This is a genomic window from Rhizobium sp. ZX09 (assembly GCF_017357485.1).
Taxonomy (GTDB): Bacteria; Pseudomonadota; Alphaproteobacteria; order Rhizobiales; family Rhizobiaceae; genus Agrobacterium; species Agrobacterium pusense.
The window spans coordinates 1,203,109-1,226,034 of sequence record NZ_CP031363.1; the positions used below are offsets into that span (position 1 = coordinate 1,203,109).

Below are 22,926 nucleotides of genomic sequence, written 5' to 3' on the forward strand. Positions count from 1 at the left end.
CCGCACGATGCGGCCCCTGCTTTTGCTCAGGCGCTCTTATTCGCCGCCGCCCAGCGAGTGCACGAAGATCGCAAGCTGCTTGACGGTCGTGTCACCGAGGCGCTCACCCCAGGCGGGCATGACGCCATGCTTGGGAGAGCGTATCTGCGAAACGATCCCCTCTTCGCCATGAGATTTCAGCCAGATGGCGTCGGCAAGATTGGGTGCACCGAATTCGCGGTTGCCCTTGGCATCTTCCCCATGGCAAGAGGCACAATTGTCGGCAAACAGCTGCCTTCCGGGTTCCACCAGCACCGGGTTGGAAGGCGTTCCCGTGAGGCTGAACACATAAGCGGCAACCTGACGAATTTCATCCGGCTGCAGTATATCGCCAAAGGCCGGCATTTCTGAAGCCCGTGTGTCTGGATCATCCTGGAAGCGGATGCCGTGCTTCACCGTCGTATAGATATCATCGACGCTGCCGCCCCACATCCAGTCGTCGTCATTGAGGTTGGGATAACCCTGCCCGCCCTCCGCGCCAGAACCGTGACACTGAATGCAATTGACCTTGAAAGCGGCAGCACCGCCCGAAAGGGCAAATTGCATCAGCGTCGGGTCCGCCTGGATGTCGGCAAGCGACGAATTGGCGATCTTGTCGACATAGATGCTCTGAGACTGTCTGGCATCGGCCAAGTCCGCGGCGATTTCGGCACGGCTGTTCCAGCCGAGGACGCCCTGGGTTGCACCGGAAATCAGCGGCCATGCCGGAAAAGCGATGGTGTAGCCGATGGCCCAGACAATCGTGGCGTAGAATGTCCATACCCACCAGCGAGGCATGGGATTGTTCAATTCGCGAATGCCGTCCCACTCGTGGCCGGTGGTTTCGACGCCACTGATTTTATCGATGTGTTTTTCGGACATGTTCAGTCCTCCCTGAGCGGAATGCTGGCCGCATCGTCCGCAGCCCTTTTCGAGCCTGGGCGAAGCGTGAAGATGACGACGCCGGCGAAGAACAGAGTCATGGCAAGCAGACCCCAGCTATCGGCGAAGTGGCGCATGGCCGTGTAGGTTTCCATTGTTCCGCCTCCTCACCGGTAACCGGCGGCATCGTCATAGGTCGAGAAATCGACCAGCGTGCCGAGCATCTGGAGATAAGCGACCAGCGCGTCCATTTCCGTGAGCTTGGCCGGGTCGCCGTCGAAATCGCCGACCTTGGCCTTGGGATAGCGCGCCAGCAGTTCCGACGAATCCGCATTCGGGTCCGCCTGGGCGGCGAGATCGGCCGCGGATTTCTCGATCATCTCGTCGCTATAGGGCACACCGACAGCACGGTTGGCCTTCAGCTCCATGGAGATGTCAGTGATCTTGAGCGGCGTTGTCTTGAGGAAGGCGTAGGACGGCATGATCGATTCCGGCACCACCGAGCGTGGATCGGCCAGATGCTGCACGTGCCACTCGTTCGAATAACGGTCACCCACGCGTGCCAAGTCAGGCCCCGTGCGCTTGGAGCCCCACTGGAACGGATGGTCGTACATGGATTCCGCCGCCAGGCTGTAATGCCCGTAACGCTCCACCTCGTCGCGGAACGGACGGATCATCTGGCTGTGGCAGACATAACATCCCTCGCGAATGTAGATGTTGCGCCCGGCCAGTTCCAGCGGCGTGTAGGGCCGCATGCCTTCCACCTTCTCGATGGTGTTTTCGAGGTAGAAGAGCGGTGCGATTTCCACGATACCGCCGATCGAGACCACCAGCAGCGAGCCGACCAGAAGCAGGGTGGCGTTACGTTCGATGACGCCGTGTTTGTCGAGTATGGACATCGGCCCCTCCTATTCAGCGGGCTGCAGCGAAGGAGCCGCGCCTTTGCTGGCGCCCTCCTCGCGTTGATGACCGAGGATGGTCATGGTGACGTTGTAGGCCATGATCAGCGCGCCGCTGAGGAACATCAGGCCGCCCAGTGCACGCATCACATAATAGGGGAACAGCGCTGCCACCGATTCCGCGAAGGAATAGACAAGGAAGCCCTGGCTATCATATTCGCGCCACATCAGCGCCTGCTGGATGCCGGCCACCCACATGACGGCGGCGTAGATGACGATGCCGAGCGTGGCGAGCCAGAAGTGCCAGTTCACGAGTTGCAGGCTGTAAAGACGGTCCCTGCCCCACAGCTTGGGCGTCAGATAATAGATCGCGCCGAAGGTGATCATGCCGTTCCAGCCGAGAGCGCCCGAATGCACATGGCCGATGGTCCAGTCGGTATAGTGGCTGAGCGAGTTGACGGCCTTGATCGACATCATCGGGCCCTCGAAGGTGGCCATGCCATAGAAGGCAACCGCCATCACCATCATGCGCACGATGGGATCGGTACGGATCTTGTCCCATGCGCCCGAAAGCGTCATCAGGCCGTTGATCATGCCGCCCCAAGATGGCATCCACAGCATGATCGAGAACACCATGCCAAGCGTCTGCGCCCAGTCCGGAAGTGCCGTGTAATGCAGGTGGTGCGGGCCTGCCCAGATATACATGAAGATCAGCGCCCAGAAGTGGATGATCGACAGGCGGTAGGAATAAACCGGGCGGTTCACCTGCTTCGGAATGAAATAATACATCATGCCGAGGAAGCCGGCCGTCAGGAAGAAGCCGACGGCGTTATGGCCATACCACCATTGCGTCAGCGCGTCCTGCACGCCCGAAAAGGCGGAGTAGCTCTTGACGCCGAGAAAAGAGACGGGAATGGCGAGGTTGTTGACGATGTGCAGCATGGCAATCGTCACGATGAAGCTCAGGTAGAACCAGTTCGCCACATAGATATGCGGCTCCTTGCGTGTCAGGATCGTGCCGAGGAACGTGATGAGATAGGCAACCCAGACGATCGTCAGCCAGATATCGACATACCATTCCGGCTCCGCATATTCGCGTCCCTGCGTTATGCCGAGCAGATAGCCGGTGGCGGCCATGACGATGAAGAGGTTGTAGCCCCAGAACACGAACCAGCCGAGATCGCCGCCGAACAGGCGTGCCCGACAGGTTCTCTGCACCACGTAGAATGAGGTGGCGATCAGCGCATTTCCCCCGAAAGCGAAGATCACCGCCGACGTGTGCAGCGGCCTTACACGGCCGAAATTGAAATAGGGCGCAATGTTGAGATCCGGAAAAGCAAGCTGCAGCGCCACCACGACGCCGACCAGGAAGCCGACGACGCCCCAGAAGACGGTGGCGATGACACCGTATCGTACGACTCCGTCGAAATATTCCGACTTGCGCCGGGCCCGCGCGGCCGGATCGACGGGCGCAAAGGAGACACGGCGCAACAGAAGCACCGTGCTGACCAGCAGCGTAAAGAACAGCACCCACATATGGGCGGCGAAAAGACTGTCATGGGCGAATGCCGCCCCGAGCAACGCGAGAAAGGCCCCAAGGGCCACGATCGCGGTTTCCAGTGTGTAGTTCATTGTTGGTTTCCCCCAACGTGCAAGCCGACCGACGAAAGGCACGGCATGCGCCTGGGAGAGCGGACGTGCGCCTTTGCGTCGGCTGGAGCATTGCCACCGGGAATGGGAAGCGACCTTGATCCAGATCAAGAAAGCAAAGCTGTCGCAGCCTCGCCAAAATGCGGCTCGCATTTCAGGGGAAATTTGCCTATAAACAAGGATACGGCGATGTCGGCCGCGCTTTCGCGGGTGCCGCTTCAGCCCTTCATTTTCAGGGGCAACCCGGCGGCGACGAAAAAGACCTCACCGGCAATGGCGGCGATTCGCTGATGCAGCCGCCCCGCATGATCCCGGAATTCCCGCGCCATGCGATTTTCCGGCACGATGCCGAGACCGACTTCATTGGAGACGAAAATCAGCTTTGCCCGAGCCGACAGGATCGCCGCCTCAAGTGCCGCGAAGGCTGCATCGAAATCCGCATTTTCCATCATCAGATTGGTAAGCCACAAAGTGAGGCAATCGACGAGAACGACATTGTCCGGCCGGTCCAGCCGCTCCAGCATGGCGGCGATATCGAGGGGCGCTTCATGGGTGGTCCATTCGCCGCCACGCCGCGCCTGATGATGGGCGATCCGTTCACGCATCTCGTCATCCCACGCCCGGCCGGTGGCCAGATAATGCAGGTTTCCGCCCGCCTTTATGGCAAGCTCTTCCGCAAAACGCGATTTGCCGGAGCGCGCGCCGCCAAGAATGAAAACGGAGCGGTTATTTTCTGTCATGGGAAACCTGAAGGAAGAGAATAAACGGACCGGCATCTTCGCTGAATAGCGAGCCAGTGACAGGTGGACATGAAGGGAACGATTCGTAGAAAAGGCGTCCCCCGGTTGCTCACGCCGGACTGCCGCTGATACCGGGCCGGAAAAAACAAGACCTGCCTGCAGGATGCGGGGCATATCAGTCTTGATGCTCCGGATACCGGAAACACCGGTCCGGAATAAAAGCTAGGTGCGAACTGCCATCCTGTCAATCCGTCCCTGCCGTCGGTGAAAAACCAGGCGGAACCGGTACGCAAAACCTTAACCCGGAACCGGCAGACCTGTCGTCCGCGACAGGACTGATAAAGCGACTTGGTTACCGGAAGGTTAGCGTTAAACCGAATGATGAAACCGCAACGCCAAAAGAGAATATGGGAGTGACGTCAGCCGCCGCCATTGCCTTGCCATGGCCTTCAAATCAATATGGTTTCGAAGATTCGCAAACAGCAAGGTGGCCTGCCCGTAATGACCGTCATCGACTATATCGCGATTGTCGTTTTCATCCTTCTATGGGCCGCCTACACCCATGTGACGACGGGAACGAGGCTGTTTTCGCGCGCCAGCCTCAACCAGGCCATGGCCGAGCGCCGTCGCGACTGGATCATGAACTCGCTGAAGCGCGACCTTAAGATGATCGACACGCAAATCATGGCCGGCCTGCAGAACGGAACCGCCTTTTTCGCTTCCACCTCCATCTTCGCCATCGGCGGATGTTTCGCCCTTCTGGGGGCGACCGATCAGGTCGAGTCGGTGTTTCGCGACATGCCTTTCGTGCATTATGCCGGCCGCACGGCTTTTGAACTGAAGGTCATCGGGCTCACCTGTCTGTTCGGTTACTCCTTCTTCAAATTCGGCTGGTCCTACCGCCTATTCAACTATTGCACGATCCTCTTCGGCGCCATTCCGATGGTGCACGACGTGGGCGCCGACCGCGAGGCGGCGGAACGCGCGGCCGAGAACGTCATCAAGATGAACATCATCGCCGCCAAGAACTTCAATGACGGCCTGCGGACCATCTTTCTGTCCATCGGTTATCTCGGCTGGTTCATCAGCCCCTATGTCTTCATCGCCAGCACGGTCATCATCATTGTCGCGCTCTTGCGCCGCCAGTTCTTTTCCGAGGCGCGACGCGCCATCATGGAAGAAAACAGGCCTTGAAATAGCCGCACTTCAAGGGCCAAGCCGAGCAAGACACCGGCCTTACCGAAAGCTGAAAAACGGAAACCATGGACACAAACACAGTCGCCGACGAAAACCGCCGTAAAGGCCGCATAGGCGGCCTCGACACGCTCCGCGGGCTGGCCCTCATCGCCATGGCGTCCTACCACTTCACGTGGAATCTGGAATATTTCGGTTATCTCGAACCAGCAACGGCAACCACGGGGCTCTGGAAGCTTTACGCACGCGGCATCGCCACGTCATTTCTGTTCCTTGCGGGTTTCAGCCTGTTTCTCGCCCACGGCAAGGGCGTGTACTGGCCATCCTTCGGCAAGCGTTTTGCCATGGTGGCCGGTTCGGCGCTACTCATCACCATCGCCACCTATTTTGCCTTTCCGGACAGCTTCATCTTCTTCGGCATCCTGCATAATATTGCCGCCGCAAGCCTCGTGGGACTGCTGTTCCTCAGGGCACCCGCAGCCGTGACACTGCTTTTCGCTGTGATTGCTTTTATCCTGCCGCAATATCTGCAATCCGAACTGTTCAATGCAAAATGGCTGGCCTGGATCGGCTTCTCCACCCAGCCACCCCGTTCGAATGATTATGTCCCGCTGCTGCCATGGCTTGCGCCGTTCCTCGCCGGGCTTGCGGTCTCGCAATTCGTCACGCCGCGCGGCTGGCTCGACCGCTTCCGAAGCCCGAGTTCACCTCGCAACCTTCTTGCAAGCGCCGGCCGTCACAGCCTTGCCTTCTATCTCATCCACCAGCCGGTATTAATCGGCCTTGTTTACACCCTGTCGCTCGTCGCCCCACCCCCGCCTGTCGACCAAGTCGAACTATACAAATCAAGCTGCGAAAAAAGCTGCGTCGAACAGGCGAACGGGCTGGAGCTGTGCCAGCGCTTCTGCGGCTGCACGCTGGAGAAGCTCCAGGCGGAAAGCCTTTTTGACATCATGATGGAAGGCAAGCTGACCGCGGATCAGCAGACGAAGGTCAGCGAAGTGGCACAGCAGTGCACTGTTGAGGCGCAGTAGCGCAGGCAGCCAGAGCGTCAGCGGTCGCCGTCTTTCCTCCCCCTTTCCGGGGAGAAGGTGGCCCGAAGGGTCGGATCAGGGGGCGAACGTCGGTGATAAATCGAGATCATGTCCCACATCCCGCTGCCGCGACATTCTCGTCGGCGGGAAGAAAAGGCAAGCGGAACCCGCTCGTTTCCTATGAAGCAAAGCGGAGAGGCTTGGAGCCGTTCCCGACAGTTACGTCAACGGAATATCCGATACCGCTAAAAAGCAGTGCTCAGGTCCCAACGCCGATTTCGGCAAGACGCGTCAGACAGGCTTCTTCGACATTGTCGAGCTCCGCCAGCGTCTCCTCGATATCCTTGCGCTTCTGCCGAAGATCGGCGCGCTTTTCATCGACCTTCTTCATCAGGAGCACAAGCTGGCCCGATTCCCCCGGCGGCTCCTTGTAGACCTGAATGATCTCGCGGATTTCGGCTATCGTGAAACCGATACGGCGACCGCGCAGGATTTCCTGAATGAGACGGCGGTCCGCTGCACGGAAAAGCCTGGTGCGCCCGCGCCGCTCAGGATGGATCAACCCTTCATCCTCATAAAATCTGAGTGTGCGGGTGGAAACACCGAATTCTCGGGTCAGTTCGGTTATGCTATAATATTTGTTCACGGGCCTATCCGATTCCTAACCGGATCATTATTATTTGACCTTCACGTAAAAGTCAATTTTATGGCCGCCCTCGCCTATCCCGAAATTCCGTACCACCAGGTCGCTATTCCCAGGAAGGCAAAAAACCCGACAATGTCCGTTACCGCCGTTACGAAGACGGCGGATGAGACGGCAGGGTCAGCTCCGAACTTGTCGAGGACGAGCGGAATGAGAATTCCCGCCAGGGCCGCCGCGAGCATGTTGAGACACATGGCCGTGGCGATGATGCCCCCAATATGGATGTCCTGAAACCATAGCGCTGCGACAACGCCGATGGCGCAACCGAACAGCATGCCGTTCAGAATGCCCACCCCCGCCTCGCGCCGAATAATGCGGGCGGCATTGTTGATATCGAGGCTTTTGGTGGCGAGCGCGCGCACCGATACCGTCATGGTCTGCGATCCGGCGTTGCCGCCCATGCCGGCGACCGCAGGCATCAGGATCGCCAGCGCGACGATCTGCTGGATTGTCGCATCGAACAGGCTGATGACGGAAGCGGACAGAAAGGCAGTGATGAGATTGACGGCGAGCCACGGAACGCGGGAACGCGACGTGCTGGCGATGGAGTCCGACAGCTCTTCGTCACCCACACCGCCGAGACGCAGAAGGTCTTCCTCGGCCTCTTCCTGGATGACGTCGACCACGTCATCGATGGTCAGCACGCCGACCAGCCGGCCGTTATTGTCCACCACGGCGGCGGACAGAAGGTCGTATTGCTCGAAGAGCTGCGCTGCCTCTTCCTGGTCCATTTCGGCTGGAATGGAATGGTTTGTCTCATGCATGATCGTTTCGATCTTCACCTGGCGCTTGGCCCGCAGCACCTTGTCGAGATCGAGCGCGCCGACCAGCTTGAAAGTGGGATCGATGACAAAAATCTGGGTGAAGGAGTCCGGGAGTTCCTCCTCCTCTCGCAGATAATCAATAGTCTGCCCGACAGTCCAGAATGGCGGCACGGCGACGAATTCCGTCTGCATGCGCCGACCGGCCGAGCTCTCAGGATAGTCCAGCGCCCGCATCAACCGCACGCGTTCGGTGAAGGGCAGCTGCGAGAGAATGTCCTTACGATCCTCGTCGTCGAGGTCTTCAAGAATGTAGACGGCGTCGTCCGAATCGAGCTCGCCGATACCGGCAGCGATCTGCTCGTTCGACATCTGATCAACGATATCGAGGCGGATACCTTCATCCACCTCGGTCAGCGCCGTCATATCAAAATCGGAACCGAGCAGCCGCACAAGCGCGTGGCGCTGTTCCGGGAGAATGGATTCAAGCAGGTCTCCGAGTTCGGATTCATGCAGCCGCGCCACATTCTTGCGCAGGAACAAGAGGTCGCGATCGGCGATTGCCGCACCCACCATCGTCAGAAAATCGGAACGCACCGAGCCATCTTCGGCATAAATATCCGACGGGGCATCCAACGGCTTCAATTCATCGGGCGCGACAGCGTCGTCGTCACGGTCTGTCATCTGGCGTCCCCTTGTATTCAAATGCCGCAATGCTCGGATTCGAAGGCAGAATGGCGTTAAAAAGCATATTGTCAACAACCGGATAGCTGCAAATACCTAAGCTTCGTGCGTGTTGCGAAAATTCCATTCGTCATTCCTCTTCGCCTCTCCGGCAGGACCGGGCGGAGTGCGGCTTATAAGCATGAATAGCCGATCCGTGCCGCTTGTTTTACGACAACGCCCGCACCCTTTACGCCGTTCCGCAGCCAAGGTTGATGGCCATGACGCTGGTTTTACCGCACCGCACAACAAAGGCGTTGACAGCCGATGCGGATGGGCGCTTCTGAAGATATTTTTGACAAAGGACAAACCGCGCCGACCGGACGCGGAAAGTCAGTTTCGGGGTGGCAAACCATGAGCAAGACGGGTTTCATCGGCAAGGCATCGTCCGCCGCAGGCGGTTGGGGCGCACTTAAAAGCGTCGGCAAGCGCCTTCTGGAATCCGGGGCACCGATCTCGGGCGTCCGCACCCTGTTGAAGACCAATCAGCCGGATGGTTTTGACTGTCCCGGTTGCGCCTGGGGCGATCCGGAACACGGCTCCTCTTTCGAGTTCTGTGAAAACGGCGTCAAGGCGGTATCCTGGGAAGCGACCGAAGCCCGCGTGCCGCCGGAGTTCTTCGCCAGCCACACCGTCTCCGAACTGCGCGGCTGGTCCGATTACGAGTTGGAAAAACAGGGGCGTCTCACCCATCCCATGCGCTATGACCGGATGAGCGACAAATACCTGCCCGTATCGTGGGACGAGGCCTTTACCGAAATCGGCAGCATCCTCAACAGTCTCGACAACCCGAACCGTGCTGAATTCTATACGTCCGGCCGCGCTTCCAACGAGGCGGCTTTCCTTTATCAGCTGATGGTGCGGCTTTACGGCACCAATAATTTCCCCGACTGCTCCAACATGTGCCACGAGGCAAGCGGTGTCGGATTGAACGCATCGATCGGTGTCGGCAAGGGAACGGTGCTGCTCGAGGACTTTGAAAAGGCCGACGCGATTTTCGTGATCGGGCAAAACCCGGGCACCAATCATCCGCGCATGCTGGGCGACCTGCGCCGCGCCGCCCTGCGCGGCGCCCGGATCGCCGTCTTCAATCCCATTCGCGAAAAGGGGCTGGAGCGCTTTGCAGACCCGCAGGACAAGATCGAGATGATCAGTGGCGGCAGCACGAAGATTGCCACCAATTATTACCAGCCGCGCCAGGGCGGCGACATGGCGGCGGTGCGCGGCATGAGCAAGGCGGTCTTCGCCGCTGACGACGCCGCAAGGGCGGCGGGCGAACCCGCCATCATCGACTACGACTTCATCGCCGAACATGCAGCGGAGTTCGAGGCCTACCGTGCCGCCGTCGAAGCGACGAGCTGGAAGACCATTCTCGACCAGTCCGGCCTCACCCGCGCGGAGATCGAAGAAGCCGCCCACATCTACATGAAGGCCGGCTCCGTCATCGCGACATGGGCCATGGGCGTCACTCAGCATCGTCACTCGGTCGTCATCGTGCGCGAGATCACGAATTTCATGTTGCTGCGCGGCAATGTCGGTCGTCCCGGTGCGGGCCTTTGCCCCGTGCGCGGTCATTCCAACGTTCAGGGCGACCGCACCGTCGGCATCGATGAAAAAGCACCGCCCGCACTTCTCGATGCGCTGGAAAAGGAACTCGGCGTTACCATGCCGCGCAAGCCCGGCCACAATACGGTGGAGGCTGTGGCGGCCATGCTTGAGGGCAAGGCGCAAGCCTTCATTGCGCTCGGGGGTAATTTCCTGCGCGCCACGCCCGATAGCCCGCTTATTATCAAGGCATTCGAAAATCAGAAGCTCACCGTCAACATCGCCACCAAGCTCAATCATTCGCATCTCGTGCCTGGCGAAACCTCGTTCGTGCTGCCTTGCCTGGGGCGAACCGAGATCGACCGCAATTCGGCAGGCCGGGCGCAGATCGTCACGGTCGAGGATTCCATGAGCATGGTGCACGGCTCCGGCGGCATCAATCCACCGGCGTCGGACGAGCTGCGCTCGGAAGTCGCCATCATCGCCGGCATCGCAGAAGCGACGCTGGGCAGCGGGCCTGTGAAGTGGAAAGCGCTCGCTGATGATTACGATCTTATCCGCGACATGATCGAGCGGGTCATACCCGGCTTCGAGAATTTCAACGAACGCGTTCGCGTGCCGCGCGGCTTCCGTCTGCCCAATAGGGCTGCGGAACGGCAATGGAACACACCGGCGAAAAAGGCGATCTTTTTCAGCGGCCCCCTGCCGGAACAGACCGAACACCAGCAGGCGCTCACGCGCGAGAACCTTTTCGTCCTGCAGACCTTCCGCAGCCACGATCAATACAACACCACGATCTACGGCATGGACGACCGCTATCGTGGCGTTTATGGCGAACGCCACGTCATCTTCATGAACCCGGCGGATATGCAAGCGCTCGGCGCCCATTCCCGCCAGCGTGTCGATGTCGTTGGCGAATATGGCGATGGGGTCGAACGCATCGCACAGAATTTCCGGCTGGTGCCCTACAATATTCCGCGGGGCAGCATCGGCGGTTATTATCCGGAACTGAATGTGCTGGTGCCGCTGTCGAGCTATGGCAAAGACAGTTTTACACCGACGTCTAAATCCGTGCTCGTGTCCGTCCGCCTGCGCCCGGATGCCTCCTGATGAATGAGGAACAGTCCGCTGATGCCTTCATGGCCGCGGTGGCACGGGTTCAAGAGCGATCGCAGCCCTTGCTGACATCCACCGGCGCGGCGATACTGATTGCGGTCGACTTCAATATAGCCACCGACAGCCGCGGCATTGCCAACAGGCTGGGTCTTGCACATGCCCTCGTTCTGCGCGAAATCGCCGGTCTGTCACCGCGCTTCGTGCAGATAACGAGACGCCATGCCCGCACCCAGCGCAGCTTCCTGGAAGCGACAGCGGAGGGAAAGGCGCTCGCCGCCGCCGCCCGGATTTGAAACGAACGGAGCATTTCCTTGGCAACCAGGCCTATCCTGCCCTATCCGCATCCCGGCTTATCGGAAATCTGCGAGCCGGTCACGGTGTTTGACGGGCAATTGCAGGATCTTGTCAGCGACCTGATCGACACGATGCGCGCCGCCCCGGGTGTCGGCATCACCGCCGCCCATATCGGCGTGAAGCAGCGTGTTTTTGTGTTGGAACTGACGCCGGGGACCGTCCTTACCTACGTCAATCCCGAAATCATCGGCCGCGCCACGCAGACCATGCGACATGTGGAGGGCAGCGTCTCGATGCCGGGCTTCACGGACGAAGTGGAGCGGCCATCCAAGATCGAAGTGAGGTTTCAGGACATCGACGGCACGGAGCACCGTCAGGCCGTCGAGGGATTTCACGCCATCTGCATCCAGCACGAGATTGACCAGCTTGACGGCATTTTCTGGGTGAAGCGGCTTTCGAAGCTGAAACGCGACCGGCTGGTGAAGAAATGGGAAAAGTCGAGAAAGCCGTAACCGTCAGCTGGTAATCGACAGCACAAATTCCGCATCGCCCTTCAGCGTGTTGCTGACGGTGCAGATATCCTCCGCCCTGTGCGCAAGCGCCAGTCGCTCCGCCGCGTTGAAGTTTCCAGCGATCTCCATCCGAATGTCGAAGCGGATGATGCGATAGGGCTCATCAGCCGATTTCTCGCCGGAGACATCAACACGAACACCCTCGAACAGATCGAGCAGTCCCAAGCCGCTGGCTGCGATGCGGACGCTGAGCGCCAGGCAGGCGGCCAGCGAGGAGTATAAAAGATCGATTGGGTTAAACCCTGGCTCCGAAACCCCCGTGACGATGTCCAGAGCGCCACCGGTGACCGACGACACATGAGGACGGCCAAGCCGCCCCACGCTGACGGAAGCGCCGACCGGCCTCGATTTCATCCTCACGCTCTCGGTCATTCAGAAAATCCTAATTTAATCGCGCGCAATCGACCACATGGAACAAAATACCGGCTGGCGCCTTTTTACTCACGCAACGGTGAACCATCGTTGAATATCGAATTTCAATAGGGAGCTGGGACATATGGTTACATCTACGCTCGTCAGCATTCTGATCACCTTCCTGGTGATTGTGCTTGTCTTGTGGCTCATCGCGCGACTGCCCGTTGGCGGCGGCGCCAAACAGATCGCACAGGTTATCGTCATTATTATCGGCATTATTTCGCTGTTGAAATATCTCGCCGTGTTCTGATGTCCCGGCAAGGCGCAGACGAAAAAAGGCGGCGAAAGCCGCCTATTTTTTTGTTGTCGTTACTGGCGTGGTTCAAACTGGTAAGGTTTTTTCAGCGTGATATCCCGGACGCTGCCTATACCGAGAAAAGGCGTGCCCTCCGGATCGAAGATCGCCCTGCCCTTTGCCGCGATCCATCGGCTAGAGCCGTCAGGCAGGTTGACCTTGTAACGCTGATCGAAAAAGACGCCCGTGGTGATGCTGTCGAAAATGGCCTGTGCCACCCGATCGCGCATCTCAATATCGATCCTTTCCAGAATCTCCTCGATCGTTACCCCGCGTGATGCAACCGGTTCGGAAAATCCATGGCATTCCGCGGTAACCGCATCCATGATCAGCCTGTTGTCGGAAATGCTCCACATGTAATAACCGAGCGCATTGTCTGAATCCGTCTTGTCCCCCTGCACGAAAACCCCCGGACATTATTTCCTGACAAAAGCTAACATCAGACCTCTCATATTCCACCCCTCGTTTTGTGGGGGGAGCAGACGAGCTACCAAAGCGTGCATCAATATCCACCGGAATTTTCCGGCAATCCAAATTGTTGCGCCGTTCTAAAACGGACGACAAATTCCGACGAGGTATCGCAAAAATGCGGGCGTGCGCCTACATGGCTGGGATGACATTTCGAGGAGTTCAAGATGATGCGAGCCGCCCTTACTTTCGGATTGCTGACCGCAACCGTCTTTCTGGCCGGATGCCAGACGTGGCATAGCCCATATCGTGGAAACGAGTGGCGAATGGATCAGGTAATGGATGGGGACCCCTACCGTGTCGGGGACGGACAGCGTTACCGACGCTAGTTCAGTCCGGCCATTCAATTCGGGCGGCGTCGGGTCAATGATTTGCCGCCCGTAATTTTTATAATGCTGACGGCAAAATAAAACACGGTAGCCGAATTGGCTCCGACGCAGCCTGGCGTATTGTGGGGTCAGGGCTAACCGATTGTCTAAAAAAGAAAAAACCCGCCGAAGCGGGTTTCTTTGGTGCGGTCGAGAAGACTCGAACTTCCACGGGTTGCCCCACAGCGACCTCAACGCTGCGCGTCTACCAATTCCGCCACGACCGCATCGTGGTAGGCGTCGACTTGCGCCGACGGGGGTGCATGTAGCAAAAGGATTTTGGGTGCACAAGAGCGTCGTGACAGTTTTTTGAAATTAAAAATCGCACTGCACCATCCTATATGCAGGAAGCCCGGAAATGCTGGGGTTGCGGCCGTGACGCCATTTTGCGAGAAGGCTGTGGAAAGGACTTTTTCATGCTCACACGCACGGATATCGAGACAAAAATGCTCCCCGCCGCCGGTTCGCCGGCCGTTCGCTGGCGAATCTCCGACGGCCTCGTGCCTTACGAGCAGGCGGTAGAGGAAATGGAGCGCGAGGTTAGCGCCATCGCATCTGGCGAGGCGGATGAACTCGTCTGGCTTCTGGAGCATCCGCCGCTTTATACGGCCGGCACCAGCGCCGATGTGGCCGACCTGATCGAACCGGATCGTTTCCCGGTCTTCGCCACGGGGCGCGGCGGCGAATATACCTATCACGGCCCTGGCCAGCGGGTCGCTTACGTCATGCTTGATCTCAAACGCCGCCGCCAGGATGTCCGCGCCTATGTGGCGGCACTCGAGGATGTCATCATCCGCACGCTTGATAAGATGAATGTGCGTGGCGAGCGGCGGGAGGATCGCGTCGGCGTCTGGGTTAGGCGCCCCGAGAAACCTCTCCTGCCGGATGGCGGCATGGCAGAAGACAAGATTGCCGCACTGGGTATCCGTCTGCGCAAATGGGTGAGTTTTCACGGGCTCGCGATCAATGTCGATCCCGATCTCTCGCACTTCACCGGCATCGTTCCCTGCGGCATCAGCGCCTATGGCGTCACCAGCCTTGTCGATCTTGGATTGCCGGTTATGATCGGTGATGTCGACGTCCTGCTGCGCGAGGCCTTCGAGGAGGTTTTTGGCCCGGCAGTCCCCGAAACCGGCGCTGGCGGCTGACCGCCGCAACCCCTGCCGCAGGCCGGTGTTTGATGCATCGATCACCACAAGAGGAGGAACGACCATGTTCACAACATCCGCTTACGCCTGCGACGACGGATCTTCACCGATGAAGCTCGCGACCATCAAGCGTCGCGATCCCGGCCCGCGCGATGTCGAAATCGAAATAGAATTCTGTGGCGTCTGCCACTCCGATATCCACACGGCACGCAGCGAATGGCCGGGCTCTCTTTACCCCTGCGTTCCCGGCCACGAAATCATCGGCCGTGTCAGCCGCGTGGGTTCGGATGTCACCAGGTTCAAGACGGGTGACCGCGTCGGCGTCGGCTGCATCGTGGATAGCTGCCGGCAATGCGCAAGCTGCGCCGAGGGGCTGGAGCAATATTGCGAAAACGGCATGACGGGCACCTATAATTCGCCTGACAAGGCGATGGGCGGCGGCGCCCATACGCTTGGCGGTTACTCCGCTCATGTGGTGGTCGATGACCGTTACGTTCTCAGCATACCCGAAGGTCTCGATCCGGCCGCTGCCGCACCCCTGCTCTGCGCGGGCATTACAACCTACTCCCCGCTGCGCCACTGGAATGCAGGCCCCGGCAAGCGGGTCGGCGTTGTCGGTCTCGGTGGCCTTGGTCATATGGCGGTGAAGCTCGCCAATGCCATGGGCGCGACGGTGGTGATGATCACGACGTCGCCCGGCAAGGCTGAAGACGCAAAAAAACTCGGCGCCCATGAGGTGATCGTCTCCCGCGATGCGGATCAGATGAAAAAGGCCGCTTCGAGCCTCGACCTCATCATCGATGCTGTCGCCGCCGACCATGACATCAACGCTTATCTTGCCCTGCTGAAGCGCGACGGCGCGCTGGTGCAGGTGGGTGCGCCGGAAAAGCCGCTGTCGGTAATGGCGTTCAGTCTCATTCCGGGCCGCAAGACCTTTGCCGGCTCGATGATCGGCGGAATTCCCGAGACCCAGGAAATGCTGGATTTCTGCGCCAAAAAAGGCATCGCCGCCGACATCGAGATGATCGATATCGATCAGATCAACGATGCTTATGAACGCATGATAAAAAGCGATGTGCGTTATCGTTTCGTCATTGATATGAAGAGCCTGCCGCGCCAGAAGGCCGCCTGACCTGCGAAAGGGGGCAGCCTTTAGCGCCCCCTTTTCTCAATGGACCTTCCGGTCGAAAGCGCTATTCGAACCATGACCAGCCAGACCGGTTTCAGCGATGTCGCCAAGGGCATGACGATCATGGCGACCTGCATGTTCGTGCTGCCCGTCATGGACGCAATAGCCAAATACATGGCCGTGGTCGGCGGCATGTCACCGGCGCAGGTAACCTTCTATCGCTTCTTCTTCCAGGTGGTCTGCACCCTGCCGCTGCTGCTCATGGTCTCACCCAGCGCGCTTTTCAGCGCGAAGCGTCCGTGGATGAACTGCCTGCGCGGCGTATTGCACGCTTCCGCCAGCCTGATGTTCTTCGCCGCAGTCAAATACATGCCGCTTGCCGATGTGTTCGCGATCTATTTCGTAGAACCGTTCATGCTGACGATGATGTCGGCTCTGTTTCTCGGCGACAGGGTCGGCTGGAAGCGGTGGACGGCGATCGTGGTCGGTTTCGGCGGCGCGATGATCGTCATTCAGCCGAGCTTCGAAATCTTCGGCTGGACGTCGCTGCTGCCGGTGGCCTGCGCATTCCTCTACACGCTCTATCTCTTCCTGAACCGAGCCATCGGTGACGCCGACAGCCCGCTTGTGATGCAGACCATGTCGGGCATTGCCGGCACGCTATTCATGGGAGCGGCCCTTCTTGCCGGCGATGCGCTCGGCGACAAGGATTTCGCCGTCTCGCTGCCGCAATCGGGATTGGCCCTGGCTCTGCTCGTGCTGCTAGGATCGATATCCGGCTACATGCATCTGCTGATCGTCAGGGCTTTCAGGCTGGCCCCGCTCTCGCTGCTGGCGCCGTTCCAGTATTTCGAGATCATCTCGGCGACGATCCTCGGTTATGCGCTGTTCTCGGATTTTCCGACGCCGTCGAAATGGCTCGGTATTTTCATCATCGTCGCATCCGGCCTGTTCATCATCTGGCGCGAACGCCAGCAGGCAGGGGCCAATCGGCCGCCGCTCGACGGGCAGTGACGGGCCATGCGGTAGCCATCAGGTGCCGGAAGGCAGCGGTCCTTCATCGTGATGATCCTGCGCCTCGACGAGACTGCCGAGCAGCCAGAGAGAGACTTCGGCCGCCTCTCCTGCCGATTTGAAGCGGTATGAACCGCTATATTTCGGCATGTCGAAGAAGGTAACGACGAAACCGTCTCCGCTTTCCAGGCTCTCCACCCGGATCCGCTCGGGATCGATCATCACGCAGACGTAATGAGAACCCATGTTGCGCATGAAACCGGCCTTGTTGTCGTGCAGCCGCACAAAGGCAGCGCCTCCATCTACCGTCATGTGCAGGCTTCTGATCGCCTCATTGGGAAAGGCGCGGGCGAAATCCATGATCGCCTGCCCGACATCATGGCTGTTGTCCTCATCCGTCGCCCGCGACATGCGCCAGGCATAAACGGCAAAGACCAAAAGCAGCACGAAAACGATAATCCAGATCGCCATATTCATCCGGAACGCTCCCTCAGCAACCAAACATCATGGGTCGCGAATCGGAACGACGCGAACCCGGTTCGCTTTGATAGGAAACGAGGCTTGCGCGAAGTATGGCTCCCGCATCGGCGCCAGGAGCGACGATCAGAAGCGCTTGAGGAAAGATGCTTTTGCCAACAGCCATTGCCGACGAAGCTGCGATAATTGCACTTCGCCTTCAAACACGCCCGCGCCAGCCTTTCTCGCGGCCGTTATGACCGGCCCGGAGATGGCGACGGGCAAATAGGCCGCAAAGACGCTGCCCGAAATGCGAGCGCGTCTTGCCTTCTCGATATGATCCAGCGCATGGGCCGCGAACAGTTCGATGGCAATGCCGATCCGCTGTCGGTCCGTGCCTTCCAGGAACGTCTCGCGGTCAAGCCCGGCGGCCGAGAGCATGTCGGCTGGAATATAGACCTGACCACGGCGACGGTGCAGTGGCATGAGCAGCAGCATGCCGGCCATGGCCTGCGCCACACCCGCATGTCCGGCCGCTTCCGCGCTTGCCGCAGCCTCTTCCGGAGACAGAACGAGGCTGGCAAGCTGGATCAGCGCCGAAGCCGTTTCCCCTGCATAGCCTTCAAGCGCGTTGCGATCCTCGAAAGGATCGTCGTAGAGATCGAAGATGCGCGCCTCGATCATGTCGGAAAGCACCGGTCGCGGCAGCCTGTAACGCTCGATCGTTTCCAGAAGCGCCGACGCGACGGGGTGCGACTGGCTGTCCCCATGGGGACTTCCCTCGAGCAGATCGCGCCACCATTGCATGCGCACCTCACCTGGCAGCGCTTCACGCACGGAATCGCGAATACGCGCAATCTCGGCGTTAAAGGCATAAAGCGCTGAAAGGGCGTTGCGCCTGTCCGCGGGAGACAGAAGACAGGCGAGATAGCGGTCACGATCCGTATCGCGCAGCGTCGCAAGGCAGACGTCGAGATTTTCTGTGGGTGCCATGGTTCCCCGCGCGGAGCGTTACGTCAGCCTTCGACGGCAATCAACGCCGCAGCCACGGCGCGCGATTCCGAAAGCATGATATTGTAGGTGCGTACGGCGGCACCCGTGCTCATCGGATCAATGGAAATGCCCGCTTCCTTGAAAGCCGCGCGCAGCTCCTTCGGCAGAACCCGCATACCATCTCCCGTGCCGATCAGCAGCACTTCGATATCCTGCGCTTCCGCCAGAACCTTTTCGAAATGCCCGACGCTCAGTTCTTTGGCGTCAACGGGCTCCCACCCGTAAATGCCCGAAGGCAGGAGCAGAAGCGAGCCTCGATGCGACATGTCGGCAAAGCGGAAGCCGCCATTGCCATAAGCATCTATGGGCGCCCGGCCGGGAAAATGGGCCGGGCGTATTTCGATCCCGCCGGCCATCAGACGGCAGGCTTGCCGCCGATGGCGTTGCCGGACTTTTCATCCTTCTCGTCTTCCGCGTCCTTGCTATCAGGACGAAGCTTGAAGGCGATCAGCACCGGAGCGGCAATGTAGAGCGACGAGAACACGCCGATACCGACACCGAAGAGCATGGCGAAGGTGAAGGAGCGGATGACCTCGCCACCGAAGAGGTAGAGCGCGAGCAGCGCCAGAAGCACGGTCAAGCCGGTGAGGATGGTACGTGACAGCGTCTGGTTCAGCGACACGTCGATAATCATCGACAGCGGCATCTTCTTATAGCGCCTCAGGTTTTCGCGGATACGGTCATAGATGACGACGGTGTCATTCAGCGAATAACCGATAATCGTCAGGATCGCCGCGATACTGGTGAGGTTGAACTCTATCCCCAGGAACACGAAGAGGCCGATTGTGAAGACCACGTCGTGCACCATCGAAATGACGGCGCCGAGCGCAAACTGCCATTCGAAGCGAACCCAGATGTAGATCATGATCGCCGTCATGGCGAGCAGGATGCCGATCGTGGAGGTGAAGGTGAGGTCACCGGAAACGGCGGGGCCGACAACTTCAACGCGGCGGAAGTCATATTTGTCCTCAAGCTCGCCGCGCACCATGGTGATGGCGGATTGCTCGGCATTTTCGCCGCCTTCCTGCGCCTGAATGCGGATGAGAACATCCTGCGGCGTACCGAAATTCTGAGCCTGGATTTCACCCAGGTTTAGCTGGTTCAGACGATCGCGGATATCGGCCAGATCGGCCTCACCCTGCTTGGCACGGACTTCGATGACGGAGCCGCCCTGGAAGTCGATACCGAGGTTCAGACCCTTGGCGATGAAACCGCCAACGCAGGCAAGCATGATCACGCCGGTGATCATGAACACCACGCGACGGTAGCGCATGAACGGGATGTCGCGACCGTCGAACATGGCGGTACGAACGCCCTTCGGCAGATGCTTCGGACGACTGCGGCGAACCCAGTAACCGAACATCCACGCTGTCAGTGTATAGGCCGTGAAGACGGTCGTGATGATACCGACGGCCAGCGTAACCGCAAAGCCCTTGACCGGGCCCGTGCCCATGTAGAACAGCACGCTCGCCACGATCAGCGTCGTCAGGTTGGCGTCAATGATGGTCGCAAAGGCGCGGGTAAAGCCATTATCCAGTGACTGGATCAGTGGTTTGCCGCTTTTCACCTCTTCGCGTATTCGCTCATAGATCAGAACGTTGGAATCGACAGCCATGCCGATGGTCAGGACGATACCGGCGATACCCGGTAGCGTCAGCGTCGATCCGATCACGCTGAGGACCGCCAGCAGCATGATGACGTTGACCACAAGAGCGATATTCGCCAGCAGGCCGAAGAAGCCATAGAACACGAACATGAAGATGAGGACGCCCACGGCGCCAATGGCGCTTGCCGTCAGACCGGCGGTAATGGAGTCGTTACCGAGGCTCGGACCGACGGTACGCTCTTCAACCACCGTCAGCGTCGCCGGCAGCGCACCGGCGCGCAGCAGGACCGCAAGGTCGTTTGCGCCCTGCACCGAGAAATTACCTGAAATCTGGCCCGAACCGCCAATGATCGGCTCACGGATGACAGGCGCGGAAATGACCTGATTATCGAGCACGATGGCGAAAGGCTTGCCGACATTCTGCTGCGTCGCCTGCGCAAACCGCTGCGCGCCGCGGCTGTCGAAGCGGAAGGTGACGACGGGTTCATTGGTCTGCTGGTTGAAGCTTGCCTGCGCGTCGACGAGATTGTCGCCGGAAACGAGCGCACGGCGCTCCACGAGATAGGGAACCGGCGGATCGTCCTGCGAATAGAGAACCTCGGACGTCGCTGGCGGACGGCCGTTCATGGCTTCCTGCACCGGCATGGTGGTGTCAACCATACGGAAGGAGAGCTTTGCCGTCTGGTTGAGAAGTGACTTCAGGCGCTGCGGATCCTGAAGACCAGGCACCTGCACGATGATGCGGTCGGAACCCTGACGCTGGATGAGCGGCTCGGTCGTACCGACTTCGTCAACGCGGCGGCGCACGACTTCGATGGACTGCGAAACGGCTGATGACAGGCGGTAATCGATGCCCTCATCCGTGAGATTGAGACGCAGCAGATTGTCGCCACCATCATTCATCGTCACTTCGGTAATGGAGCCGCCGACCAGCGTACCGGCGGATACCGGCTGCGTCAGGTCGCGAAGTGCGTTCTTGGCGGCTTCCAGCTGCGCCGGATCGCTGATGCGGACCTGAATCTGCTGGCCGTTGCCGGTCAAGCCCGAATAACGGATGTTGGCATCGCGAAGCTGCGTTCGCACATCGCCCACGATGGTTTCGAGCCGTTCCTTGACGATGTCGGAACGCTCGATCTTGAGCATGATGTGGGAACCGCCCTGAAGGTCGAGACCGAGCGTTACCTTGTTGTCCTTGTACCAGGCGGGCATGCCCTCCAGCTGTTTGTCCGTAAACAGATTGGGAGAGGCGATGACGACGCTTGCCAGCACAAGCAGCCAGATGAAGACTGTTTTCCAACGGGAAAAATGAAGCATTTCGATCTCGGTCAGGGTTGGGGTCGCGCTCTGCGCAACCCGTCAAAATTCGCAATCGGGCATTCGGTTGTCCGGCAGGATCAGGAAGCTGCTTCCGTCTTGACCACTTCGCCCTTCACGCGCACTTCGGCAATGTAAGCACGGGCAGCGCGGATTTTCACGCCTTCGGCGATTTCGACTTCGAGTTCACTGTCATCGATGACCTTGGTCACCTTGCCGACGATGCCGCCGCCGAGAACGACCTGATCACCGCGGCGAATATTGGTCAGCGTTTCCTGGCGCTTCTTCATCTGTGCGCGCTGCGGACGGATGAGGAAAAAATACCAGACCACCATGAGCGGCGCAAACAGGAAAAGCATTTCAAGGCCGGAACCCAGCGCCGACGTGCCGCCCGCTGCATCCTGGGCAAAAGCTTGACTAATGAACATATAAAACTCCTCAACGATTACGGCACGACCTCGTATGCCGCCCCAGCTTTCAAGCCGCCGGAATATAGTGGGGAACGCCGGGATTGCAACAGATGCAGGGCCCTCGCCGTACCGATTCCGGACCTCTTAACCTTTATGGGCGCCAAACACCATGCTAGGCCGGGCGCAAAACAGACTTTTGAACATCAGACAAGCGGAAGAAACACCATGATTCGAGAAGAAACGGCCTCCCTGCTTCTTTCAGAACTGCGCCGGCTCACCGATGCCGTCGAACGGCTGGCGGGACCGGCGCCCGCCGTAAACGACTGGAATGCGGCGGATTGTTTTGTCTGGGCGCCGCTGAACTCTTTCCTGCAGCCTGTTGCCCGCCCCAACCGCATCGCGTTGAAACTCATCCGCGGCGTCGATCATGTCCGCGACATTCTCCACGAAAACACGCTGCGTTTCGCGGAAGGTTTCGCCGCCAACAACGTGCTGCTGTGGGGTGCGCGCGGCATGGGCAAGTCTTCGCTGGTGAAGGCCGTTCACGAAGATGTGCGTGTAGCGAGCGGTGTTTCGCTCAAGCTGGTGGAAGTGCACCGCGAGGACATTCACACCCTGCCCGCCCTGCTCGACATCCTCAAGGCCTCGGGCCAGCGCGTCATCGTTTTCTGCGACGACCTCTCCTTCGATCATGACGATACGGCCTACAAGTCACTCAAAGCAGCGCTCGACGGCGGCATCGAGGGCCGTCCCGACAACGTCCTCTTTTATGCGACCTCCAACCGTCGTCACCTCCTGCCGCGTCACATGATGGAAAACGAGCAGTCCACCGCCATCAACCCATCCGAAGCGGTTGAGGAAAAGGTGTCGCTCTCCGATCGCTTCGGCCTCTGGCTCGGTTTCCACAAATGCGGTCAGGAAGATTATCTGACGATGATCGACAGCTATGCCACGCATTTCGATCTGGGTCTCGACCGCGAGACACTGCATCACGAAGCGCTGGAATGGGCAACCACCCGCGGCGGCCGCTCAGGCCGTGTCGCCTGGCAATATATTCAAGACGCCGCCGGCCGCCTCAGGAAACCGCTCGACAGATAACACCACCGTGACATCGGGCGAA

24 protein-coding genes and 1 tRNA gene are annotated in these 22,926 nt (G+C 59.2%); 10 read left to right on the plus strand and 15 right to left on the minus strand.

Features of this window, described 5'->3' with window-relative positions; translation table 11 throughout:
- Positions 1 to 36 precede the first annotated feature (36 nt).
- The 5 genes from ccoP to cobU form a co-directional block, all read right to left on the minus strand.
- Positions 37 to 900, minus strand: a complete 864-nt coding sequence (gene ccoP, locus BTN45_RS05850) for a cytochrome-c oxidase, cbb3-type subunit III (protein ID WP_006697432.1) — start codon at positions 898 to 900, stop codon at positions 37 to 39.
- 2 nt (positions 901 to 902) lie between these two features.
- Positions 903 to 1,055 (minus strand): CcoQ/FixQ family Cbb3-type cytochrome c oxidase assembly chaperone, encoded by a 153-nt coding sequence (locus BTN45_RS05855; RefSeq protein WP_004441852.1) that lies wholly within the window; start codon positions 1,053 to 1,055, stop codon positions 903 to 905.
- Positions 1,056 to 1,067: 12 nt separating this feature from the next.
- On the minus strand, positions 1,068 to 1,799 hold the full coding sequence (gene ccoO / locus BTN45_RS05860; RefSeq protein ID WP_003495954.1) for a cytochrome-c oxidase, cbb3-type subunit II: 732 nt from the start codon (positions 1,797 to 1,799) through the stop codon (positions 1,068 to 1,070).
- A 9-nt stretch (positions 1,800 to 1,808) separates the two neighbouring features.
- Positions 1,809 to 3,431: a cytochrome-c oxidase, cbb3-type subunit I gene (gene ccoN / locus BTN45_RS05865; protein WP_035208797.1), complete on the minus strand. Its 1,623-nt coding sequence runs from the start codon at positions 3,429 to 3,431 to the stop codon at positions 1,809 to 1,811.
- Positions 3,432 to 3,667: 236 nt separating this feature from the next.
- Positions 3,668 to 4,189 (minus strand): bifunctional adenosylcobinamide kinase/adenosylcobinamide-phosphate guanylyltransferase, encoded by a 522-nt coding sequence (gene cobU / locus BTN45_RS05870; protein WP_207589272.1) that lies wholly within the window; start codon positions 4,187 to 4,189, stop codon positions 3,668 to 3,670.
- A gap of 501 nt (positions 4,190 to 4,690) precedes the next feature.
- On the opposite strand from cobU, the gene BTN45_RS05875 reads away from it, so the two are divergent.
- Positions 4,691 to 5,383 (plus strand): DUF599 domain-containing protein, encoded by a 693-nt coding sequence (locus tag BTN45_RS05875; RefSeq protein ID WP_207589273.1) that lies wholly within the window; start codon positions 4,691 to 4,693, stop codon positions 5,381 to 5,383.
- 68 nt (positions 5,384 to 5,451) lie between these two features.
- Positions 5,452 to 6,417 carry a DUF1624 domain-containing protein gene (locus BTN45_RS05880; protein WP_207589274.1) on the plus strand — a complete coding sequence of 322 codons (966 nt, stop codon included), beginning with the start codon at positions 5,452 to 5,454 and terminating at the stop codon, positions 6,415 to 6,417.
- Positions 6,418 to 6,676: 259 nt separating this feature from the next.
- On the opposite strand, the gene BTN45_RS05885 is transcribed toward BTN45_RS05880, so the two are convergent.
- Together BTN45_RS05885 and mgtE are read right to left on the minus strand one after the other, a co-directional pair.
- Positions 6,677 to 7,063, minus strand: coding sequence for a MerR family DNA-binding transcriptional regulator (locus tag BTN45_RS05885; RefSeq protein WP_004441868.1), 387 nt, complete (start codon positions 7,061 to 7,063; stop codon positions 6,677 to 6,679).
- A 74-nt stretch (positions 7,064 to 7,137) separates the two neighbouring features.
- The gene (mgtE, locus tag BTN45_RS05890; protein WP_004441871.1) at positions 7,138 to 8,565 is read right to left on the minus strand and encodes a magnesium transporter; all 1,428 of its coding nucleotides are present in this window, start codon (positions 8,563 to 8,565) and stop codon (positions 7,138 to 7,140) included.
- A gap of 393 nt (positions 8,566 to 8,958) precedes the next feature.
- Between mgtE and BTN45_RS05895 the strand changes: the two genes are divergently transcribed.
- The 3 genes from BTN45_RS05895 to BTN45_RS05905 are packed head-to-tail and all read left to right on the plus strand — an operon-like array spanning position 8,959 to position 12,071.
- Positions 8,959 to 11,259 (plus strand): FdhF/YdeP family oxidoreductase, encoded by a 2,301-nt coding sequence (locus BTN45_RS05895; RefSeq protein ID WP_207589278.1) that lies wholly within the window; start codon positions 8,959 to 8,961, stop codon positions 11,257 to 11,259.
- Positions 11,259 to 11,558 carry a hypothetical protein gene (locus BTN45_RS05900; RefSeq protein ID WP_142185409.1) on the plus strand — a complete coding sequence of 100 codons (300 nt, stop codon included), beginning with the start codon at positions 11,259 to 11,261 and terminating at the stop codon, positions 11,556 to 11,558. Before BTN45_RS05895 ends, BTN45_RS05900 begins: the two co-directional genes overlap by 1 nt.
- Positions 11,559 to 11,576: 18 nt before the next feature.
- Positions 11,577 to 12,071 carry a peptide deformylase gene (locus BTN45_RS05905; protein WP_037092801.1) on the plus strand — a complete coding sequence of 165 codons (495 nt, stop codon included), beginning with the start codon at positions 11,577 to 11,579 and terminating at the stop codon, positions 12,069 to 12,071.
- Between the two features lie 3 nt (positions 12,072 to 12,074).
- On the opposite strand, the gene BTN45_RS05910 is transcribed toward BTN45_RS05905, so the two are convergent.
- The gene (locus BTN45_RS05910; RefSeq protein WP_035208788.1) at positions 12,075 to 12,503 is read right to left on the minus strand and encodes an OsmC family protein; all 429 of its coding nucleotides are present in this window, start codon (positions 12,501 to 12,503) and stop codon (positions 12,075 to 12,077) included.
- A 124-nt stretch (positions 12,504 to 12,627) separates the two neighbouring features.
- On the opposite strand from BTN45_RS05910, the gene BTN45_RS05915 reads away from it, so the two are divergent.
- Positions 12,628 to 12,795 (plus strand): Thivi_2564 family membrane protein, encoded by a 168-nt coding sequence (locus BTN45_RS05915; protein ID WP_003502827.1) that lies wholly within the window; start codon positions 12,628 to 12,630, stop codon positions 12,793 to 12,795.
- 59 nt (positions 12,796 to 12,854) lie between these two features.
- Here the strand turns inward: BTN45_RS05915 and BTN45_RS05920 are convergent, their stop codons facing one another.
- Complete coding sequence (locus BTN45_RS05920; RefSeq protein ID WP_113380598.1) at positions 12,855 to 13,241, minus strand: PAS domain-containing protein; 387 nt, start codon at positions 13,239 to 13,241, stop codon at positions 12,855 to 12,857.
- A gap of 577 nt (positions 13,242 to 13,818) precedes the next feature.
- Positions 13,819 to 13,903 (minus strand) — tRNA-Leu (locus BTN45_RS05925).
- Between the two features lie 189 nt (positions 13,904 to 14,092).
- Between BTN45_RS05925 and lipB the strand changes: the two genes are divergently transcribed.
- From lipB to BTN45_RS05940, 3 genes are all read left to right on the plus strand, one after another.
- Positions 14,093 to 14,824: a lipoyl(octanoyl) transferase LipB gene (gene lipB / locus BTN45_RS05930; RefSeq protein ID WP_107340669.1), complete on the plus strand. Its 732-nt coding sequence runs from the start codon at positions 14,093 to 14,095 to the stop codon at positions 14,822 to 14,824.
- Positions 14,825 to 14,888: 64 nt separating this feature from the next.
- Positions 14,889 to 15,956, plus strand: coding sequence for an NAD(P)-dependent alcohol dehydrogenase (locus BTN45_RS05935; RefSeq protein ID WP_207589280.1), 1,068 nt, complete (start codon positions 14,889 to 14,891; stop codon positions 15,954 to 15,956).
- A gap of 72 nt (positions 15,957 to 16,028) precedes the next feature.
- Positions 16,029 to 16,967, plus strand: a complete 939-nt coding sequence (locus BTN45_RS05940) for a DMT family transporter (RefSeq protein WP_162749519.1) — start codon at positions 16,029 to 16,031, stop codon at positions 16,965 to 16,967.
- Positions 16,968 to 16,985: 18 nt separating this feature from the next.
- Here BTN45_RS05940 and BTN45_RS05945 read toward each other — a convergent pair whose 3' ends face one another.
- The 5 genes from BTN45_RS05945 to yajC all read right to left on the minus strand — a co-directional run bounded on the left by BTN45_RS05945 (position 16,986) and on the right by yajC (position 21,824).
- Positions 16,986 to 17,444 carry a hypothetical protein gene (locus BTN45_RS05945; RefSeq protein ID WP_207589282.1) on the minus strand — a complete coding sequence of 153 codons (459 nt, stop codon included), beginning with the start codon at positions 17,442 to 17,444 and terminating at the stop codon, positions 16,986 to 16,988.
- Positions 17,445 to 17,570: 126 nt separating this feature from the next.
- Positions 17,571 to 18,416, minus strand: a complete 846-nt coding sequence (locus BTN45_RS05950) for a phytoene/squalene synthase family protein (RefSeq protein WP_207589284.1) — start codon at positions 18,414 to 18,416, stop codon at positions 17,571 to 17,573.
- A gap of 23 nt (positions 18,417 to 18,439) precedes the next feature.
- Entirely contained in the window at positions 18,440 to 18,832 is a 393-nt protein-coding gene (locus BTN45_RS05955) for an Mth938-like domain-containing protein (protein WP_022556191.1), read from the minus strand.
- Positions 18,832 to 21,396, minus strand: coding sequence for a protein translocase subunit SecDF (gene secDF / locus BTN45_RS05960; protein ID WP_004441909.1), 2,565 nt, complete (start codon positions 21,394 to 21,396; stop codon positions 18,832 to 18,834). Before secDF ends, BTN45_RS05955 begins: the two co-directional genes overlap by 1 nt.
- 80 nt (positions 21,397 to 21,476) lie before the next feature.
- Complete coding sequence (yajC, locus tag BTN45_RS05965; protein WP_004441911.1) at positions 21,477 to 21,824, minus strand: preprotein translocase subunit YajC; 348 nt, start codon at positions 21,822 to 21,824, stop codon at positions 21,477 to 21,479.
- A 207-nt stretch (positions 21,825 to 22,031) separates the two neighbouring features.
- Here yajC and BTN45_RS05970 point away from each other — a divergent pair, with 207 nt between their 5' ends.
- A complete protein-coding gene (locus BTN45_RS05970) occupies positions 22,032 to 22,904 on the plus strand; it encodes an ATP-binding protein (RefSeq protein ID WP_207589286.1) in 873 nt (290 codons plus the stop codon).
- Positions 22,905 to 22,926: the final 22 nt, after the last annotated feature.

What these genes read in the sequence shown, in the direction of transcription:
- BTN45_RS05940 (WP_162749519.1), top strand. Translation starts at nt 16,029, where the DNA reads ATGACCAGCCAGACCGGTTTCAGCGATGTCGCCAAGGGCATGACGATC.
- BTN45_RS05935 (WP_207589280.1), top strand. Translation starts at nt 14,889, where the DNA reads ATGTTCACAACATCCGCTTACGCCTGCGACGACGGATCTTCACCGATG.
- BTN45_RS05955 (WP_022556191.1), bottom strand. Translation starts at nt 18,832, where the DNA reads ATGGCCGGCGGGATCGAAATACGCCCGGCCCATTTTCCCGGCCGGGCG.
- BTN45_RS05855 (WP_004441852.1), bottom strand. Translation starts at nt 1,055, where the DNA reads ATGGAAACCTACACGGCCATGCGCCACTTCGCCGATAGCTGGGGTCTG.
- BTN45_RS05950 (WP_207589284.1), bottom strand. Translation starts at nt 18,416, where the DNA reads ATGGCACCCACAGAAAATCTCGACGTCTGCCTTGCGACGCTGCGCGAT.
- BTN45_RS05880 (WP_207589274.1), top strand. Translation starts at nt 5,452, where the DNA reads ATGGACACAAACACAGTCGCCGACGAAAACCGCCGTAAAGGCCGCATA.
- ccoO (WP_003495954.1), bottom strand. Translation starts at nt 1,799, where the DNA reads ATGTCCATACTCGACAAACACGGCGTCATCGAACGTAACGCCACCCTG.
- BTN45_RS05875 (WP_207589273.1), top strand. Translation starts at nt 4,691, where the DNA reads ATGACCGTCATCGACTATATCGCGATTGTCGTTTTCATCCTTCTATGG.
- BTN45_RS05945 (WP_207589282.1), bottom strand. Translation starts at nt 17,444, where the DNA reads ATGAATATGGCGATCTGGATTATCGTTTTCGTGCTGCTTTTGGTCTTT.
- lipB (WP_107340669.1), top strand. Translation starts at nt 14,093, where the DNA reads ATGCTCACACGCACGGATATCGAGACAAAAATGCTCCCCGCCGCCGGT.
- BTN45_RS05895 (WP_207589278.1), top strand. Translation starts at nt 8,959, where the DNA reads ATGAGCAAGACGGGTTTCATCGGCAAGGCATCGTCCGCCGCAGGCGGT.
- BTN45_RS05915 (WP_003502827.1), top strand. Translation starts at nt 12,628, where the DNA reads ATGGTTACATCTACGCTCGTCAGCATTCTGATCACCTTCCTGGTGATT.
- ccoP (WP_006697432.1), bottom strand. Translation starts at nt 900, where the DNA reads ATGTCCGAAAAACACATCGATAAAATCAGTGGCGTCGAAACCACCGGC.
- yajC (WP_004441911.1), bottom strand. Translation starts at nt 21,824, where the DNA reads ATGTTCATTAGTCAAGCTTTTGCCCAGGATGCAGCGGGCGGCACGTCG.
- mgtE (WP_004441871.1), bottom strand. Translation starts at nt 8,565, where the DNA reads ATGACAGACCGTGACGACGACGCTGTCGCGCCCGATGAATTGAAGCCG.
- BTN45_RS05970 (WP_207589286.1), top strand. Translation starts at nt 22,032, where the DNA reads ATGATTCGAGAAGAAACGGCCTCCCTGCTTCTTTCAGAACTGCGCCGG.
- BTN45_RS05910 (WP_035208788.1), bottom strand. Translation starts at nt 12,503, where the DNA reads ATGACCGAGAGCGTGAGGATGAAATCGAGGCCGGTCGGCGCTTCCGTC.
- ccoN (WP_035208797.1), bottom strand. Translation starts at nt 3,431, where the DNA reads ATGAACTACACACTGGAAACCGCGATCGTGGCCCTTGGGGCCTTTCTC.
- secDF (WP_004441909.1), bottom strand. Translation starts at nt 21,396, where the DNA reads ATGCTTCATTTTTCCCGTTGGAAAACAGTCTTCATCTGGCTGCTTGTG.
- BTN45_RS05900 (WP_142185409.1), top strand. Translation starts at nt 11,259, where the DNA reads ATGAATGAGGAACAGTCCGCTGATGCCTTCATGGCCGCGGTGGCACGG.
- cobU (WP_207589272.1), bottom strand. Translation starts at nt 4,189, where the DNA reads ATGACAGAAAATAACCGCTCCGTTTTCATTCTTGGCGGCGCGCGCTCC.